Origin of the sequence: Methylophilus sp. Leaf416, assembly GCF_001424665.1 — a bacterium.
In the GTDB taxonomy this organism is placed as follows: domain Bacteria; phylum Pseudomonadota; class Gammaproteobacteria; order Burkholderiales; family Methylophilaceae; genus Methylophilus.
The window spans coordinates 303,361-320,797 of record NZ_LMQS01000005.1 but is presented as its reverse complement, the minus strand read 5'-3'; the positions used below and the strand labels follow the sequence as shown (position 1 = coordinate 320,797).

Genomic DNA, 17,437 nt, shown 5'->3' with positions numbered 1-17,437 from the left:
GAACGCTACAGAGAGGGTGTGTAAATTTAAATTATTTAATAAATGTTAAATATTTTTAATAATTGTGTTTAATGCAACAACTGGGTCGGCAGCTTGGGTAATCGGGCGGCCAATGACGAGATAGTGGGATCCTAAAGAAAGGGCGTCTTTAGGGGTAACAATCCTGGTTTGATCATCCCGGCTAGCATCAGCAGGGCGTATACCCGGAGTCACCAGGCAGAAATCGCTACCTAATGCTTGCTTGAGCATGGCTGACTCTTGTGCAGAGCAGACTACACCGTATAAACCTGCTTGCTGGGTTAGTTTCGCCAGTGCTAATACATGATCACTTAAAGAACGTTGTATACCCAATGTATGCAAAGTTGACTCATCCATGCTGGTGAGCACAGTGACAGCAATCAGCAACGGTGCTTTCGCGCCGTAGGCTTTATCAAGCCCTTCTTGTGCTGCCTGCATCATAGGCAAGCCGCCGCTTGCATGCACATTCAGCATCCATACACCTAAGTTTGCAGCTGCCTGGCATGCTTTTGCCACCGTGTTAGGAATATCGTGGAATTTCAAATCAAGAAAAACACCGTAGCCTTGCTTTACTAGCGATTCTACAAACGATGGCCCGGCTGCGGTAAACAGCTCTTTGCCTACTTTCAATTTGCACAGGGCAGGGTCCAGACGATTGACCAATGCCTTTGCAGATTCTGCATCAGCATAATCGAGGGCAACAATAATTTTGCTATCAGTCATATTTGATTACTATTTGGTATGGGAAACACTTACTTGCGTTTTAGCAATTTGATATCACGGATTGTAGCTTCTGTTGGCTCAGCGGGGAGGGATTCCCATGCATTGCATGCCGGGCACTGCCAATGATACTGCTTGGCGCGGAAGCCGCACTGGTCACAATAATAAGCTGCGCGGTCGCCAATCGCATTACGGACGGTTTGCTGCATTAACTGTAAGTCATGCTGTTCATCATCCAGGATAGCGCGCGCTTGCAGCAACTGGTCTAGTGATTTCAGGCTGGGTTTACGGATTAGTTCATTACGCGCCAGTTTTGCGGCGGTTTCAGCACCTTCGGCTTGCAAGGTGGCTTCATACAACACCGACATAATGCTGCTCAACTGGTAGGTTTCAAGATATAGGTTTAATTGGGTTAAGCCTTCTTTTAAGCCTTTGATGCCATGCTGCTCCGCCGCGGCATGACTGTATGGTAATGCCGCATAGCTTTTCAACATCTTCTGCGCGACCAGGCCCAAATATTCAGGATCCTGCATCTCAATTCTTTTCCAGAATGCAATCGCAGCCGCATGGTCTTCTTGCTGCGCCGCCATATCGCCTAGCAACACGTTGGCGCGTACACAGTTTTTGTTGGCATCGAGTGCCTGCTCAAGGTGGTATTTAGCTTCTTGCCAGTTCTGCTGGATAATGGCGTTGACCGCCAGTTCACAGGAGTACTGTGCGATTTCTTTACGGTAAGAAATACCAGAAGAGCCTTCTAACTCAGTCGCAATGGCGATGGCTTGTGACCATTCGCGCTCTTTGACATAAATTTCCAACAAGTGGCGTTGGGCGGCCTGTTCATAACGCGTGTGACGCAAAGTCTGGAACAGTTCTTCTGCGCGGTCATACAATCCTGCCTTAAAGTAATCTTGCGCCAACTCAACTTTGATCGAAGTAGATTGTTGATCAGTGAGCTCGTAATTTTCCAGCAAATTCATATGTAAATGAATGGCGCGGTCAGTTTCACCTGTGCGGCGGAACAAACTACCCAGTACAAAATGTAATTCTAGCGAATCTTTATTCAGGTAAAGGGCCTCGCTGAACGCATCGACTGCCTTATGATACTGGTCGGCAATCAGCAGATTTAGACCTTTAAAGTAGGTAGCGGGCAGGGAAGTCGATTCTGCAATCAATTGCTTGATATCCACCCTGGCTGCAATCCAGCCCAGTGTGAAAAACAGTGGCAAAATGAGTAGCCACCAATATTCAAATTCAACCAGCATACAAGGTCTCTTTTTTAGGTAGCGCCTATTTTACCTTAAGCGCCAGTAGTGGTGCCATGAATATACTAGTGGCTTGAAGACACGTTGCCAGGATTATATGATCAGCAACCGTAGCAGCAAAAAAAACGGCATCTCAATAAGATGCCGTTTTTATAATTAAAGGCTGATTTACACCATTGCGTCTACACGATCGCGCAGTTCTTTACCAGCCTTGAAGTGAGGCACATACTTGGCTGGCACCTGTACTTTAGTGCCAGTTTTAGGATTGCGTCCCAAACGGGGCGGGCGGTAATTCAAACTGAAACTACCAAAACCGCGGATTTCTATACGCTCGCCAGTTGCCAAGTTTTCTGTCATCGCATCCAGGATGGTTTTGACAGATAACTCGGCATCTTTCAACACTAATTGCGGAAAACGCTGGGCAAGTAAATCAATAAGTTCAGATCTAGTCATGACCTAAAAGCCTTTATTATTTTTTGCTGTCCAATTTAGCTTTCAACAAAGCACCCAGATTAGTGGTACCTGCTGAAGCTTCATCCATAATGACATCATCAGCTTTAGCTTTTTTGGCTTTTTGTTTGCCACCTTTGTCTTCACCGATAGGCGCGCTGTTACCGCTTGGATCTTCTGTCAATTGTTTCACGCCAAGAGAGATACGCTCTTTCTCAACGTCAATTGCCAGAATAACCGCTTGCAACTCGTCGCCTTTTTTGAAGTTACGGATAGCCTCTTCACCAGACTGTGTCCATGACAGGTCAGACAAGTGAACCAAGCCATCGATACCGCCTGGCAGACCGATAAATACGCCAAAGTCAGTGATAGACTTGATCTGGCCGGATACTTTGTCGCCTTTAGCGTGCGTTGCAGCGAAATCATCCCATGGGTTTGGTTTGCACTGTTTCATGCCCAGTGACAAACGACGACGGTCTTCGTCAATTTCCAGGATCATGACTTCAACTTCGTCGCCCAATTGAGCGATCTTGCCCGGATGGATGTTCTTGTTGGTCCAGTCCATTTCTGAAACGTGTACCAAACCTTCAATACCTGGCTCTACTTCAACGAATGCACCGTAGTCTGTCAGGTTAGACACTTTACCGAACAGGCGTGTACCTACCGGGTAACGGCGGCTCAATGCCACCCATGGGTCGTCGCCCAATTGTTTGATGCCCAGAGAAACACGGTTTTTCTCTTGGTCGAATTTCAGGATCTTCGCTTCAACTTCTTCACCCACAGTCAGCACTTCAGATGGGTGCTTAACACGGCGCCATGCCAGGTCAGTGATATGCAACAGGCCATCGATACCACCCAGATCCACGAACGCGCCGTAGTCAGTGATGTTTTTAACGATACCTTTAATCACAGCACCTTCGGTCAGGCTGCCCAGCAACGCTTCACGGTCGGCACCCAAGGTGTCTTCCATCACTGCGCGGCGAGAAACCACGATGTTGTTACGCTTGCGGTCAAGCTTGATAACTTTGAAGTCCCACTCTTTATTTTCGTAAGGAGTAGTATCTTTAACCGGGCGGATGTCTACCAGTGAACCTGGCAGGAATGCCATAATACCGCTGACAGACACACGCAAACCGCCTTTAACACGGCTGCTCACAAAGCCTTTAACGACACGGCCTTCGTTCATGGCTTCTTCCAGATCCAGCCATGCTTGCATTTTCTTCGCTTTTTCGCGAGACAGTTGTGTAGAACCAAAACCGTCTTCGAGCTTTTCGATCGCCACTTTAACGAAGTCGCCTACTGCAACTTCCAGTTCACCTTGGGCATTTTTGAACTCACTGGCATTAATCACGCTCTCGGATTTAAGACCAGCGTTAACAATCACGAAATCATTGTCTACAGACACTACTTCGGCGGTGATCACTTCACCTGCGCGCATTTCCTGGCGGGCCAGGCTTTCTTCGAAGAGGGCTGCAAAAGATTCGTTAGAAGAGGTTGAATTAGAAATAGAAGCCATTAAAAAATTGTCCAAATTTACACGTAAAACAGCACATGCCGTTGTACGAGCCATTGCTACTCAAGATAAGCAGGCAATGGATGAAGTTAATATTTGTCACATCCAGCTGGCGCCAGATGTAACGCGAATCTGGGACTATACACAAAAAAATTATTCAGTTCAATGACTTAAAGCTTTTTTTATGTGATTTTGGTGGTCTTTTTATAGGCTTCAATTATCAAATCGACGGCTTGGGCGATATTCATTTTCGTAGTATCAACCAGCATCGCATCCGGCAATTGTATTAACGGGGCAGAAGATCGCTGTGTATCACGCAGGTCACGTTGTTTTAAATCATCCAGAATCGTGTCGTAATCTGCACGATCCCCTCGGTTGATAAGCTGGTGGTAACGCCGCTGGGCACGTGTTTCCACACCTGCAGTGAGGAAAACTTTTAAGATGGCGTCCGGAAAAATGACTGAGCCTATATCGCGCCCATCTCCAACTAGCCCCGGGGATTTCCTGAAGTTTCTTTGTGTCTGCAATAAAGCAGTACGCACTTGCGGGTGGACTGCAACTTCAGATGCCCCTTTGCCCATTTGTTCAGTGCGGATATAGGCACTTACATTTTCCCCATTGAGATATATTTCACCACTCTCGAACCTGATATCCATCTTACCGGCGATATCCGCCAGCGCGGATTCATTAGACCAGGCCACCGATTGTGTATGCGCTGCATAGGCCAGTAAACGGTAAAGCGCCCCGGAATCCAGGTAATGAAAGCCAAACGCTTTGGCAACAAGTTCAGCAACGCTACCTTTCCCTGAAGCGGAAGGGCCATCAATGGCTATTACCGGCCATATAGTTTGTTCAGTCATAAATTTTTCTTATCAAATGCTTAAAAACAATGAATTGGATAAAACAACTCGGCTTTTATATGATGTGCTTAACAACAAAGGAGCACAGCATGATTAAAACATTTTCTTTCGCGATACTGCATTTCAGCGTTGCGTTCAGCATTGCTTATCTGCTTACCGGCAGCATTCTGATTGGCGGGCTGATGGCTCTCATTGAACCAGCCATTAATACGGTTGTGTTTTATTTCCATGAGCGTGCCTGGAACCATCATCAACATGCGCATGCGCCGGTTAATCAGCGAGACGAGCATGAATGGGCTTACGCCGCCTGATTATTGGGCAATGCTACTGAATACCCTGAAATACTCAGGAAAGGTTTTAGCAACACATTTGGGGTCATTAATCGTGATTGGCACACCCGCCAGACTGATCAATGAAAAGCACATAGCCATGCGGTGGTCGTCATACGTGTCGATCACTGCATCTTCTATTAACTTTTCCGGTGGCGTGATCTGAATAAAATCGGCCCCTTCAATCACGCTTGCGCCAACTTTGCGCAACTCAGTCGCCATCGCGGCAATACGGTCGGTTTCCTTTACGCGCCAACTGGCTATGTTCCGTAAAGTGGTAGTGCCTTTGGCAAACATGGCCATGATTGCCAGCGTCATCGCGGCATCAGGAATATGGTTGCAATCCAGGTCTATGCCTTTCAGGTCACCGGTTTTTTCAGCGCGCACATGATTTTCCGCATAGCTAACCCGGCCACCCATTAACTTTGCAGCTTCAGCAAACAGGATATCGCCCTGGATACTGCCTTTGCCTACACCTAGTACAGTGACATCGCCGGCCAGAATACCGGCGGCAATAAAGTAGGAAGCGCTGGAAGCGTCGCCTTCAACGTAAATCTCACCTGGCGATTGATAGCGTGTTGATGCTGAAATATGAAAGCTCTGCCAGCCCTCTCTTTGTACCTGAATGCCAAACCTCTGCATTAAATTCAATGTGATCTCAATATAAGGTTTTGAGATTAACTCACCAACCACTTCAATGGTGGCGGCCTGACCTGTCAGCGGTAATGCCATCAACAAGGCGGTTAAAAATTGGCTGGACACATCGCCGCGTATTTGAATTGGCTGGCTGACATCCAGCGTAGCAGGCGAAATTTGCAGGGGAGGGTAGCCCTCATTGCTCTCGTAACTAACTTCTGCACCAGCTTGTCGTAATGCATTGATCAAGTCACCAATCGGGCGCTCATGCATACGCTGAACACCATGCAGATGATAATGACCATTTGAAAAGGCCAACGCCGCTGTTAGTGGACGAAACGCAGTACCCGCATTACCTAAAAACAAATCGGCTTCTTTATTGGGAAACGCTCCCCCGCAGCCAGTCACTCTCCATGTATTTTCCTCAATATTTTCCAGTTTTACCCCAAGCGATTGCAGTGCCTCCAGCATTCTTGCAGTGTCGTCTGAATCCAGAAGATCACGAATTACTGTCACGCCCTCAGCAAGTGCCGCCAATAACAAGGTGCGATTGGAAATGCTTTTAGAGCCGGGCAAAGTAATTGACCCAAGCGCTTTGGTATATGAAGGTAAGTGCAGTTGTTCCATATCTATGAATCTTTTAAGTCTTTTATTGGATTTTGGATTTTGCCCAGGCATTACGCGCATGGCTGGCATGTTCAAACAGCGCAAATAACCCTTTATGGTCATTATTTTCGAGTAGCGCAGTCATCTCGCCTATCGCCTGTTGGTATGTGTTGAGTTCTTGCAATAAGGCCTGTTTATTGGCTAGCGCAATGTCACGCCACATTTCAGGGTGGCTACCGGCAATCCGCGTGAAGTCGCGAAAACCACTGGCGGCAAACTTAAACAGCAGTTCAGCATTGTCACGCTTGGCTAAATCTTCCACCAGCGCGAATGCCAACAAGTGCGGCAAATGGCTGACCGCTGCGAATACACTGTCATGTTCCTCCGGGCGCATATTGGATACCAAAGCACCACACACTTTCCATAACTCTGTCACTTTTAATACCGCTTCCGGGTCAGTGACCAAGCCTGGCGTCAGAATTACATTTTTGCCTATATACAAATCTGCCATCGCAGCAGCTGGACCGCTCTTTTCAGCGCCGGCAATCGGGTGCCCGCCGACAAACTGCTTAAACTGCTCACCGAGCTCGGCTTCGGCATAAGCCATGACATCAGATTTCGTGCTACCTGCATCGGTAATCACCGTCTGTGCTGCAAGGTGCGGAAGAATGGATTTTAAAATGGCTGGCGTTTGTGCGACCGGTGTAGCAATGAGTATCAAGTCTGCATTTTCCAGCGCAATTGCAATATCTGTTTCCGCGCTGTCTATTAATCCCAGGCTTAGAGCTTCTTGCAAGCTTTGATTTGAACGGCCAACGCCGGTGATGTGTGGCGGGTTAGGTAATTTTTTCAGCGCCAGCGCGACTGAACCGCCTATCAATCCTACGCCGAATATCACGATTTTCTTGAACATTCGGGAATTGTATCATGTCATACAACTGCGTCTGAAGTTTGGCTAGACTGGGTTTCAGGCGTATACTTGCTAGCTTGCATTGGGGCTGACCAGGTTTCGACGTGGGTTGCAAAGCAGTGCAGGGCATACCGAGGATTCAGGTTCCCTCGTAAATCCATCTGAAAAAGTATAGTCGCAAACGACGAAACTTACGCTTTAGCCGCTTAATCCCGGCTGAACGCTGCCCCGAAGAGCCTCTCGGTCGGGCCGGGTAACCGGCAGCAGCGTCATTTAGAGAGGATCGTGCGTGGTTGGGTTGCTTAATCACGTATTAAATCCAAGGCAACTCGCTTTACTCTTGCTTGCTCGTTGGTGAGTGTACGGTTAAACATAAACAACACAGCTAAGTATGTAGAACTGTCTGTGGAGGGCTTGCGGACGGGGGTTCGATTCCCCCCAGCTCCACCAATTTAAAGTAGTAAATTAAGAGCCAGCATTTTAATGCTGGCTTTTTTGTGTCTGTAATTTAATATTGATTTCAGATAATTGGTATTTTCCTCTGATTGTTAATAAAAAAGCCACTCAAGGCGAGTGGCTTTCAAACTAACTAATATTAACGATGGACCTTTTTCAAACCGGTAAAGAATCTGCGCTTTGCTGGCATGCTTAGTTGATCGAAGATCATATTTTTCCATAAGAACTGCGCTTTAATTATTTCTTCATCCAAGCCAACTGCCAAACACTGGTTTAGTTTTTTTCGATGCCTGATTCGCAAAGTAGCAAATGCATGATGTTTTATGCGGTTGAGTGTACAGCTTGGTGCTGCTACTTTACCTGATACCCAGCGGTGAAAAACAGCCGGTTTTACGTTAGCTAACTTGATTGCTTTATGTTTGTTTAATGTACCCAGTTGATCACCAACTTTCAGACTCCAGTTTAATAAACATTTCGTGTGTAATTTTTTAATTTTGATTTTGTTTTTCATTAACTCCCTCCAAAAGTGCAGATAAATCTGCAACCAAAATATTAACATTACGATAAAAAATGTTAAAAACGATTCCCTACTTTTGTTATGCAAACAATGGGAATGTGTCTGAATTATGAAAAATATCAATTTAAATCAATAGGTTGCTGCACTAATAAAATGACACCAATAACATATCCGTTGATGCATTTTGTAAACATGAAATTAGCCGAGCCAAATTTTTCGCAAACTATTTAGTACATATTTTTGTCACAAAACAAGTTAAGCAATTTGATTATTTGAAATATGACCTCTGTACATATCAATGAAGCCAAGCTTGTCCAGGATGTTGAAGTGCTTCGCAGCCAGTTTCCACAAGTAAAAGATTTATACCGTGAAGTATGTCGCTTGATGTTCTTTCGCTATGGGATTCAACCCACTGCCAATAAGCTGTATCAGCTTGTGCGCAAAGGGACGATGTCAACGCCGGTTCAAACGGTGAATAATTTTTGGAACGAACTCAGGCTTAAAAACAGGGTGGATGTTGAGTATTCGGGGTTGCCAGATACTTTGCGTGAATTTGCTGGCGAAGCGCTGAGTACTTTATGGAAATCCGCGCTTGAAGTCGCCAAGCAGAACGTGAAGGAAAAACATTCTGTTATTTATAACCTGGAAAGCAACAACAAGCTTGAGTTGGAAAACCTGAAAGCCCAGCTTAAAAAAATGGAGAGCCTGAGCGCTGAACAGCATTCAGAATTAACCATGCTCAGAAAGCAGTTGCAGGAAAGTGAAAAAAGATTCCTGATTGACCATCAGGTGTCGGCCACTCAGAAAGAAGCTGTAAAAACGTTGCAAAATGAAAAATCTGCGTTGGAGGGCTCGCTAAAAAGCGTCAATAATGAATTTTCAGCAGAATTTAATAAGCTGCATGCAGCCTTGAAATTATCAGAAGACAAATTCAGAAAGCTGGAAGCAAGGTCATTTATAGAAGTTGATCGAGAACGCCAGCGGGCCTATAAGCTGGAATCTGAAATCAGCGAATTAAAGAAGGCACTCCTGAAAGAGCATGCAGTCACCAAAAGCCAGGCCGCCAAAAATCAGAAACTGGTGAATGAGTTGCGTGAAAATGTTGGCATGATAAAAGGGCAGTTAAAAGAATCACAACGACAGCAGTTGGTAGCTTCAAACAAGCTAAAACAGATTGAGAAAAAAAAGCCTTTGATCAAATAAAACCAGGCCACCTTCGGTGGCCTGAGGAAAACAATCATGAAAGTTCGATAAACCGGTCTTCGATAAATTTCTTTTCAATATTGTTGCGTTGCATTTCATTGTCGAGTGCTTTGATTTTGTCTTCTAGCGCTTTTTTCTCGCGCTCTGCGTCTTCCAATTGCTCTTGCAAACGCTGATTTTCAGCACTGGTTTCGGCCGTCGGATTGGTTTTTTTGGCAGTTTGTAGCTGTTTTATCTCTAACCTGAGTTCAGACATAATGGTTTCCGAGTCTTTAGCTTCTGAACGCGCCTTCATGACCATGGATTGATAGCTCTCAATCCGTTTACGCATGGCAGCAAGCTCAGCGTTTTCATCCATGGAGAGATAGTTACTTTTGCGTAGCTGGTTGGCGATTTCTGCCATGCTGCTTTGCAATTTGCTTATTTCATTGACCACAGCTTCACTGGGCATATCACTGGCCTGTTTATCATTACTACTTAAGGAGCTAGTGATAAACATTTCATCCAAGCGTTCATGTATTTCTTTTGATACTTTATCAAATCTCTGCAAGGTATTGATTAATAATGGATCTGGCTGTTTGGAATTCTCTTCCATATTGGAGAAACGTCTATCCAGTATCGCGCACAGCGTTTCAAGATTCTTTGATGAATTTTGCAATTCGGCATTACACCTTCCCAGTGAATTGAAAAATTTTTCTTGTTGCACGGTATTGCTTAATAGCAACTTAACGAGCAAAACAGCTGCGCCGCAACTTATTAACAGTGCAACGCTGCCAAAAATTTCATTAAAGGTATAAGCCATAAAATACTCCTAGATCAATTTGATACCTAAATCAATTTGATGTAAGTGATATAACCTGCACCGATACCAGGTACATTTAATTTATAGTCAGCACGGCCTTCATTGGTTTTTAACGACATTTCCAGGCGTGGAAACTGTCTGCTGACGATGCTGGAGCGTGCAAGTTTAAGTGGGCCATTTTTATTGCTAAGTGACATGCCTGCACCAAACTCATCCATAAATTTACGTGCCTCGTCCAGTTGATCATTTGAAGCAGTACCATTTTTGATAAACGATTGCACCATGGCAGGCTGGTCATTATTCAGTGCCCACAATATGCCTACTGCACTCATTTCCATAATAGCAAGGGCATTCACTGGCGGCGTTTTTCCATTTTCTCCAAACAAGCCAATTAAATTATTCTCGCTGTAATCTGCAAGCTTTAATTCAGGGCAGGGCTCCAGTGTGAATGCTTGTCCTTTAAACATGCTGGAGAGCACAGTCATTACGTTTGCAAGCTCTTCACTGGCTTTACCCGATGATTGTTCATTAGAAGAAAAGGGTACAAATTTCGTTAAATATGTTTTTAAATCAGCATCTTGGAATGGTTTGTTAATCACAAATTTAGCACCGCTTTTATAAGCCGATTCGATTTTATCCATGTTGGATTCGGTCGTAATAAAGCCGATTGGAATACGATTGTTATAGGTTTGGCATACATGCTGACAAAATTCCAGGCCACTGATTTTAGGCATATGCCAGTCAGTGATGATTAAATCCGGTGTATATTTTTCCAGAATTTCCATTGCAGCTTCTGCGTCGCTCGCACTTCGAATTTCCAGGTTTGGATAATTACAAGATTCAATGACTCTTTTAATAATACTTTGAATAGCTCGACTGTCATCGACAATCAAAAATTTCGCCACTGTACTCATGATAAAAATTCCCCGGAAGATTCATTATTTACGTTGAAGATCACCAGATTAACCAGGTCCTCATTCGGTTTATCGCTGACAAACAGCATGCTGAATGTCGCATTTTTTTGCAACTCAAGAAACTCAGCCAGCGGAATTTCTCTGGGGAGTCCTAATTTGCTATTTTCACCCACAACGAGGTTACCGCCGAGGATGTTACAGGTCTCTTTTTTTGCATCCTGTATATCTGCCGCTGATAGCGTTTCAGGGGTAAGGCCAAACATATGCGAGGCCACCTTGACTGCTTCTGCGTCATCCAATATCAAACCAATTGCGATTGATTCACGCTGTGGCAAGCTATCAATATACATAGGCAAAATCACTGCCATCAGGCTTTCATGATCATCAATCGTCGAACGGTGATCGCTCTCCTTAAATGCGAAAGAGGTGCCGCTCACAAATGACCATGACTCAGAAATTCTTTTCACCATGTCTGTTGTCGATAACAACTGCATTTGGTATCTCCCAATGTAGAGTTAAGATGCTACAGGGTTAATGCGATAATAAATGTTGAATGAGTGCAGGAAAACCCCATTAATTATTTGTATTATTATCAATGCTCTTTGCGTTGATATTTAAATATTATTATTCGCATAATGTATATTATGTTAAATAGTACTTGGAGCCATATTACTGCTGTTGGATTTAAGTTATTATCTAAACTCCTCTGTTAAAAGGTACCAAGGATGAAAAACATTTATCTTTGTGTTGCTTCTGTATTCATTGTCAGCTGTACTGCGCAGCATAGTCATATCACTGCACACCAATTGGATCGTTCCAACGCCTTGACTAAACCGGTACAAATAACCGGCAAGGTTGATCAGGAGTTGAAAAGCGGAATTCTTGGTAGAAGTGTGACGAGCACCGTATACATTTACTTTGATAATGTGTTGCATGTTCAAGGTAAATTGGATCGCTATGGTTTTGGCGAATTACCAGGGATAAGTTACCAGGATAAACGTGTTTCGAGCAGCTGCAATTCGAGACCTACCGGTTTAGAAACGGCGGAATTAAGCTGCGAGGTTTTTATTAATAGCGAACGCGCAACGACCTTGGTGATGCAAACCAGGAAAAACCGTAAATACTAATCAGCACCCTATTCGAATTTATCTTGGATAAACACATTTAAAATTCGATAGCAGCAAAGAAACTATTCAGGCAAATCCTCGTGCTCTTCGAATATTTCCCTGAAGCGCTCAGCGAGCTTTTCGAATGCGTTGAGTAACATTGGGTCAAAATGTTCTGGACGTGTACGACCGTCACCTTTTAGCATGATTTGTAATGCATGCTCATGTGTATACGCAGGCTTGTAAGGGCGCTTGCTGCGTAATGCATCATATACATCACTAATCACCATGATCCGTGCAGCTAAAGGAATAGCTTCACCTTTTATCCCATTTGGGTAACCAGTCCCATTCCAGCGCTCATGATGGTTAAGGGCAATTTCAGCGCCCATCATGGTAAACGGTGATGTACTGTTTCCGTTGCCAAGAATACTGTACCCTAATGCTGCATGGGTTTTCATGATTTCCCATTCATCAGGCGTATGTGGGCCAGGTTTAAGCAAAATACGATCGGGGATCCCAATTTTGCCAACATCATGCAGAGGGCTGGCATGGTAAATGGTGTCACAAAATTCGGAACCCATGCCAATATTTGCGGCCAGCTCTTTACAGAAAAAAGCAATACGGTGGATGTGATCGCCAGTTTCTTTATCACGGAATTCTGCCGCCCGCAGTATGCTGAACATGGAATCAAAATAACTGGTTAACAGTTGTTCTGTACGCTCTTCAACTTGTACCTCAAGTGTACGGCTGTAATTAGTTAAAAAGTCGTTGTATTCCTTCAGACGTAACAGGTTTCTAACCCGAATCCACAGCTCGGCACGGTCTACCGGTTTGGTCACAAACTCCTCTACCCCACATTGTAAAGCGCGCATTCTGGAGTTTCGGTCAACCAGCGCTGTGATCATGATGATAGGGATCACTTTTGTTGCTTCATTACTTTTCAACTTCTCGGCTAACTCAAACCCATTCAGCACCGGCATCATTGCATCCAATAGAATCAGATCCGGCTGATGCTCTTTGATGAGCTCGAATGCCATTTTCCCGTCATGTGCATGCAAGGTGGCATAGCCCTCAGAGGTCAATATGGCATCAAGGTATGTGCGGTTTTTTTCCTCATCATCTGCTATGAGAATGGTCTTGCGCGTGACTTTCATATCCATGTTATTTATCTCCCCGCAAGCTAATTTCAATGTAGGAATTTGCCATAAGGTAGCTTAAGCACGCCTGAAAAATGGCTGGATTAGCTTTAAACTTTGCTGGAGTTTTTTTAAAGTACCGCATCGACTGTTTCCAGAAATTCTTTATAACGGATCGGTTTGGCAATATACCCATCACAGCCTGCGTGACGCATTTTTTCTTCATCGCCTTTCATGGCAAATGCAGTCAGCGCAATAATTTTAATCTTGCTGGTTTTACTATCTTCCTTTAGTAAACGCGCTGCAGTGAGGCCATCCATGCCTGGCAACTGAATATCCATCAGGATAACTTCCGGTAACTGCTTGCGCGCAATATCCAAGCCATCAACGGCGTTTACCGCTTGCAGTACTTCGTGCCCGGAGGTTTCTAACAGCAGTTGTGCGAGTTTCATATTGGTTGGGTTATCTTCAACAATCAGGATTTTTGCCATATTCACCTCTATGCTTTAGATCCTGAGGAGTGTTTTTTATTGCCGGCCAGTGCACGGTGCACTTCACTGAGGAAGTTGCCATGATTAAATTCAGATTTCTCAAGTACCGCCAACACGTGCCCTTTAAGCGTTTGCTGTTCTTGCGGCGACAGGAATTTGGACGTCACAATAATGATTGGGATCTTGGCTGTGCGCGGATCCAGTTTAAGGTTTTCAACTACTTCAAAGCCATTGATTTCCGGCATCATTAAATCTAGTACGATCAAGTCAGGCTGTTGTAATTTGGCGATATGGGTAGCTTCATTGCCGCCATAAGCGCGTAGCACAGTGTGCTTTGTATGCTCAAGATGAGATGAGATGATTTCTACTGCTTTAGGGTCGTCATCCACCACTAAAATTTTTGCGCCTGGCTGATTGTGCTCGGGTTTGGTAAAGCCAAGCTTGCTTAATGCCGTTTGCAAATCATCCGCACATACAGGTTTTTGTAATACCTGGGCGGCACCTAAAGACAGGCCACGATTACTATCAGCCACAATCGAAAGAATCACTACCGGGATATGCGCAAGCTTGGGGTTGGCTTTTAAGGTAGTCAGGAATTCCCAGCCATCCATGCCGGGAAGAAGAATATCCAGCGTAATTAAATCAGGAGGGCTATTGTCAGCCAAGAGAGCCAGGGCTACTTCGGCCGTAGTCGCACGCGTCACACGACAGTTATCTGATTCAAGCTGTAACCTGATTAAATCCGCGGCCCGGTCATCATCTTCCAGCACCAATACATGTGGGGAATCCGACAGAACCAATTGCCGGATACTTTCGCCGGTTTGTGTGGTTGCCAACGCTGCGTCTACCAGGTTGGTTTTGTATTGCAGCCATACCGTAAATGTACTGCCCTCACCCGGTGTGCTGGTCACAGCCACCGCACCGCTATGCAATTCCGCAAGTTTTCTTACCAGTGCCAAGCCCAGGCCGGTGCCTTCAAAGCGCCTTGAAAGCGTGCTTTCAACTTGCACGAAAGGTTGGAAAAGGCGGGTAATATCTTGTGCTTCAATCCCTATTCCGGTATCGGTAATCGCGATCTGAATAAACTGTTCAGCATTACCGATCGGTGAATAATGGCTCTTCGGTATATCTCTAGTCTGTTCAAGCACGTATTCACGCGAAACCAGGCTGGCCTGTAAAGTGATCTGTCCGCCTTCAGGTGTAAATTTAACTGCGTTGGAGAGCAGGTTATAAACGATCTGTTTAACTTTACGGGCATCCAGCCAGGCATTGCCTAATGCATCTGATAAATCGGCCTGTAATTTAATACGTTGGGTAGATGCTTTTTCTTTAATGATAGAAAGGCTGTTTTGCAGCAAACTCTGAACGTCAATGACTTCACCTTCAAGCTCCATACGACCGGCTTCAATCTTTGATAGATCAAGCACATCATTGATCAATGAAAGCAGGTGTTGCCCGCTTTCAAAAATATCATTGACGTAAACTTTCTGCTTGTCTGCGAGGTCGCCAATCAAGCCATCGCGAAGTATTTCCGAGAATCCAATAATGGCATTCAGCGGTGTGCGCAGTTCATGAGACATTGTGGCCAGGAATTCAGATTTCATCTTATCTGCTTCCAATAGCTGTTCGTTTTTTGAGCTGATTTCTTCACTGCGTAAATGCAATTGCTCGGCCAGCAGCTTGAGGTCACCATACTGTTCAATGTTATGCAGGGCTACGCCCAATTGCGCAGAAAGCCGTTCAATAAAGGTCTGATCACGGTCTGAAATCGGTTGGCTGGCGGCCAGCACCAGCACGGCGAGACATTTATCCTGATAGGTAACCGGGCAAATGATGATACCTGCCGGCTTGATGGAAAGTAAGCCTGTTTCCAGGCTGAGGGACGGAAACTGGTCGACATCACGCAATATGAGTGTCTGATTATTTTGAATCGCCTCCCCTATTATTCCGTGGCCAAGTTTAAATTCAGTAAGGATATCCGTCGGCGCAGCATGCGTGCTTTCCAGACGATATAATCCAGCCCATTCATCGTAGCCATAAATTGCAGATACCGGAAATGCATGGTTTCTGGCCAGCGTCTCCAACATGCTTTGCAGGATGTTCGGACGATCGTAATTGGCATTGAACAGCCTTAATATTTCGGTATGCGTCTGGTCATAGATGGCCGCATGTTTAAGGTCAAATTCAATTTGCTTGAACTCGCTCACATTGCGCGCAACGGTGGATAAATGCGTAGGGATGCCATCCGCATTTTTATGTGCCACCACTACCTGGGATACCGGGATATCCACCCCTCCCCGGCTGATAAAAGCGGTTTCGCCGCTCCACACTCCCGTGTTGAGTGCTGCAGGAATGGCTTTGTTATGAATCAGATCAATCGCCCATGCAGGGCGCATGCGCGAGATGGCTTGTGAGGCGATATCTTCATTTTCACCTATCCCCAGTAGTTTGCGCCCTCCCCGGTTAAGGTAAAAATAATCGCCTTGAAGGTTAGCGTTTGCAATGAGGTCAGGGGAAGCATCCAGAATATCCGTGAGCCGTTTTTGTTCAGCAGACGCGAGTTTGCGGATGTTAAGATCGCGTTGAATCCGCCAGATGAGTAAAGGGAAGAAAATCAGAATGGCCACAGACATGACAGTAAACAGCACCAGCAAGTCTTTAGCGTGATCCTGCTCTAACCTGGTACGATCATCCAGCAGGTTCTGCTCTTCAAGTGACATGGCACTGAATACACCTCGAATCTCGAGCATATCTTCCCTGCGAATAGAATCTTTACGCAGGAATTCCTTTAATTTGTCTACTGATGCTGTGCGGGCAAAATCTGCAACCTGATTAAAGTAAATCAGGCGCCTATCGATAAGCTTTCTAAGTTGGGTAATTTGTTTTTGCTGGAAGCTATTATCTTTGGTAAGCACCGCAAGTTCAGTAATATCTTTTTGCAACTCGGCCAGCGCAATGTCACGTCGATTAATAGCACTCTCATCACCGGTCAATAAAAAACCGCGTTGAGAGACTTCAAGTTGATTGAATAGCCCTAAACCTCTATCCAGTTTTGAGATGACTTCATTGGTATGGGTGACCCAGCGATTGTTCTCAGAAAAGCGCTGCAAATAAATGATGCTGGTAATACCCAGAATCACTAACAGCGCAAAAAAGCTGATAAACCCATAAATAATGATGGATTCTAAAGCCCAAAGCTCTTTACGTTGCGAATTCCCCGGTACCACCCCACTAAGCATTGCGATTCCTATCTTTTTTTTAATTTCAAGGATAAGTCTGTATTGCTTTTAAGTCGATGTTTGACGTTTATGGTTCGACAACGTTCAACCATCATTTACTATTTGTAAGTTTTTGATTTAAAAAAATAATCGAGCATTTTTTTGCATGGGCAATCAAGTGCTCAGAAGCAGTAAGTAAATACATATTTACGCTAATCTATTCGTAGTGTATTTACATGTCAATTATTATTTTTACTTAAATTAATTATTACAATAACTGATTGAAAATC

General features: G+C 44.8%; 17 protein-coding genes and 1 other RNA gene. 4 read left to right on the top strand and 14 right to left on the bottom strand.

Annotation, left to right across the window (positions count from 1 at the left end; genetic code table 11):
• Nucleotides 1-45: 45 nt before the first annotated feature.
• From pyrF to cmk, 5 genes are all read right to left on the bottom strand, one after another.
• Entirely contained in the window at nt 46-741 is a 696-nt protein-coding gene (gene pyrF, locus ASG34_RS13600; protein ID WP_055831411.1) for an orotidine-5'-phosphate decarboxylase, read from the bottom strand.
• 29 nt (nt 742-770) lie between these two features.
• On the bottom strand, nt 771-2,000 hold the full coding sequence (gene lapB, locus ASG34_RS13595) for a lipopolysaccharide assembly protein LapB (RefSeq protein ID WP_055831410.1): 1,230 nt from the start codon (nt 1,998-2,000) through the stop codon (nt 771-773).
• 168 nt (nt 2,001-2,168) lie between these two features.
• Nucleotides 2,169-2,453, bottom strand: coding sequence for an integration host factor subunit beta (locus ASG34_RS13590; protein WP_055831407.1), 285 nt, complete (start codon nt 2,451-2,453; stop codon nt 2,169-2,171).
• 16 nt (nt 2,454-2,469) lie between these two features.
• Nucleotides 2,470-3,966: a 30S ribosomal protein S1 gene (rpsA, locus tag ASG34_RS13585; RefSeq protein WP_055831492.1), complete on the bottom strand. Its 1,497-nt coding sequence runs from the start codon at nt 3,964-3,966 to the stop codon at nt 2,470-2,472.
• 179 nt (nt 3,967-4,145) lie between these two features.
• Nucleotides 4,146-4,823, bottom strand: coding sequence for a (d)CMP kinase (cmk, locus tag ASG34_RS13580; protein ID WP_055831405.1), 678 nt, complete (start codon nt 4,821-4,823; stop codon nt 4,146-4,148).
• Nucleotides 4,824-4,912: 89 nt separating this feature from the next.
• Here cmk and ASG34_RS13575 point away from each other — a divergent pair, with 89 nt between their 5' ends.
• Entirely contained in the window at nt 4,913-5,134 is a 222-nt protein-coding gene (locus tag ASG34_RS13575) for a DUF2061 domain-containing protein (RefSeq protein ID WP_055831403.1), read from the top strand.
• On the opposite strand, the gene aroA is transcribed toward ASG34_RS13575, so the two are convergent.
• Both aroA and ASG34_RS13565 read right to left on the bottom strand, forming a co-directional pair.
• Complete coding sequence (gene aroA, locus ASG34_RS13570) at nt 5,135-6,415, bottom strand: 3-phosphoshikimate 1-carboxyvinyltransferase (protein WP_055831401.1); 1,281 nt, start codon at nt 6,413-6,415, stop codon at nt 5,135-5,137.
• Nucleotides 6,416-6,437: 22 nt separating this feature from the next.
• A complete protein-coding gene (locus ASG34_RS13565; RefSeq protein WP_055831400.1) occupies nt 6,438-7,307 on the bottom strand; it encodes a prephenate dehydrogenase in 870 nt (289 codons plus the stop codon).
• 81 nt (nt 7,308-7,388) lie between these two features.
• On the opposite strand from ASG34_RS13565, the gene ssrA reads away from it, so the two are divergent.
• Nucleotides 7,389-7,754: a transfer-messenger RNA gene (gene ssrA, locus ASG34_RS13890) on the top strand.
• Nucleotides 7,755-7,899: 145 nt separating this feature from the next.
• Here ssrA and ASG34_RS13560 read toward each other — a convergent pair.
• Nucleotides 7,900-8,271, bottom strand: a complete 372-nt coding sequence (locus tag ASG34_RS13560) for a hypothetical protein (protein ID WP_055831398.1) — start codon at nt 8,269-8,271, stop codon at nt 7,900-7,902.
• A 285-nt stretch (nt 8,272-8,556) separates the two neighbouring features.
• Between ASG34_RS13560 and ASG34_RS13555 the strand changes: the two genes are divergently transcribed.
• Nucleotides 8,557-9,480: a DNA-binding protein gene (locus ASG34_RS13555; RefSeq protein WP_055831396.1), complete on the top strand. Its 924-nt coding sequence runs from the start codon at nt 8,557-8,559 to the stop codon at nt 9,478-9,480.
• 34 nt (nt 9,481-9,514) lie between these two features.
• On the opposite strand, the gene ASG34_RS13550 is transcribed toward ASG34_RS13555, so the two are convergent.
• The 3 genes from ASG34_RS13550 to ASG34_RS13540 all read right to left on the bottom strand — a co-directional run bounded on the left by ASG34_RS13550 (nt 9,515) and on the right by ASG34_RS13540 (nt 11,690).
• Nucleotides 9,515-10,138, bottom strand: a complete 624-nt coding sequence (locus tag ASG34_RS13550; protein ID WP_156376492.1) for a hypothetical protein — start codon at nt 10,136-10,138, stop codon at nt 9,515-9,517.
• Nucleotides 10,139-10,308: 170 nt separating this feature from the next.
• Entirely contained in the window at nt 10,309-11,196 is an 888-nt protein-coding gene (locus ASG34_RS13545) for a response regulator (RefSeq protein WP_055831393.1), read from the bottom strand.
• Nucleotides 11,193-11,690, bottom strand: coding sequence for a hypothetical protein (locus tag ASG34_RS13540; RefSeq protein WP_156376491.1), 498 nt, complete (start codon nt 11,688-11,690; stop codon nt 11,193-11,195). The genes ASG34_RS13545 and ASG34_RS13540 overlap by 4 nt, the downstream gene beginning before the upstream one ends.
• 231 nt (nt 11,691-11,921) lie before the next feature.
• On the opposite strand from ASG34_RS13540, the gene ASG34_RS13535 reads away from it, so the two are divergent.
• Entirely contained in the window at nt 11,922-12,323 is a 402-nt protein-coding gene (locus ASG34_RS13535; RefSeq protein WP_055831389.1) for a hypothetical protein, read from the top strand.
• A 62-nt stretch (nt 12,324-12,385) separates the two neighbouring features.
• On the opposite strand, the gene ASG34_RS13530 is transcribed toward ASG34_RS13535, so the two are convergent.
• From ASG34_RS13530 to ASG34_RS13520, 3 genes are all read right to left on the bottom strand, one after another.
• Nucleotides 12,386-13,462, bottom strand: coding sequence for an HD domain-containing phosphohydrolase (locus ASG34_RS13530; RefSeq protein ID WP_055831387.1), 1,077 nt, complete (start codon nt 13,460-13,462; stop codon nt 12,386-12,388).
• 107 nt (nt 13,463-13,569) lie between these two features.
• Nucleotides 13,570-13,929: a response regulator gene (locus tag ASG34_RS13525; protein ID WP_082504924.1), complete on the bottom strand. Its 360-nt coding sequence runs from the start codon at nt 13,927-13,929 to the stop codon at nt 13,570-13,572.
• A gap of 8 nt (nt 13,930-13,937) precedes the next feature.
• On the bottom strand, nt 13,938-17,168 hold the full coding sequence (locus ASG34_RS13520; RefSeq protein WP_055831386.1) for a response regulator: 3,231 nt from the start codon (nt 17,166-17,168) through the stop codon (nt 13,938-13,940).
• Nucleotides 17,169-17,437 lie beyond the last annotated feature (269 nt).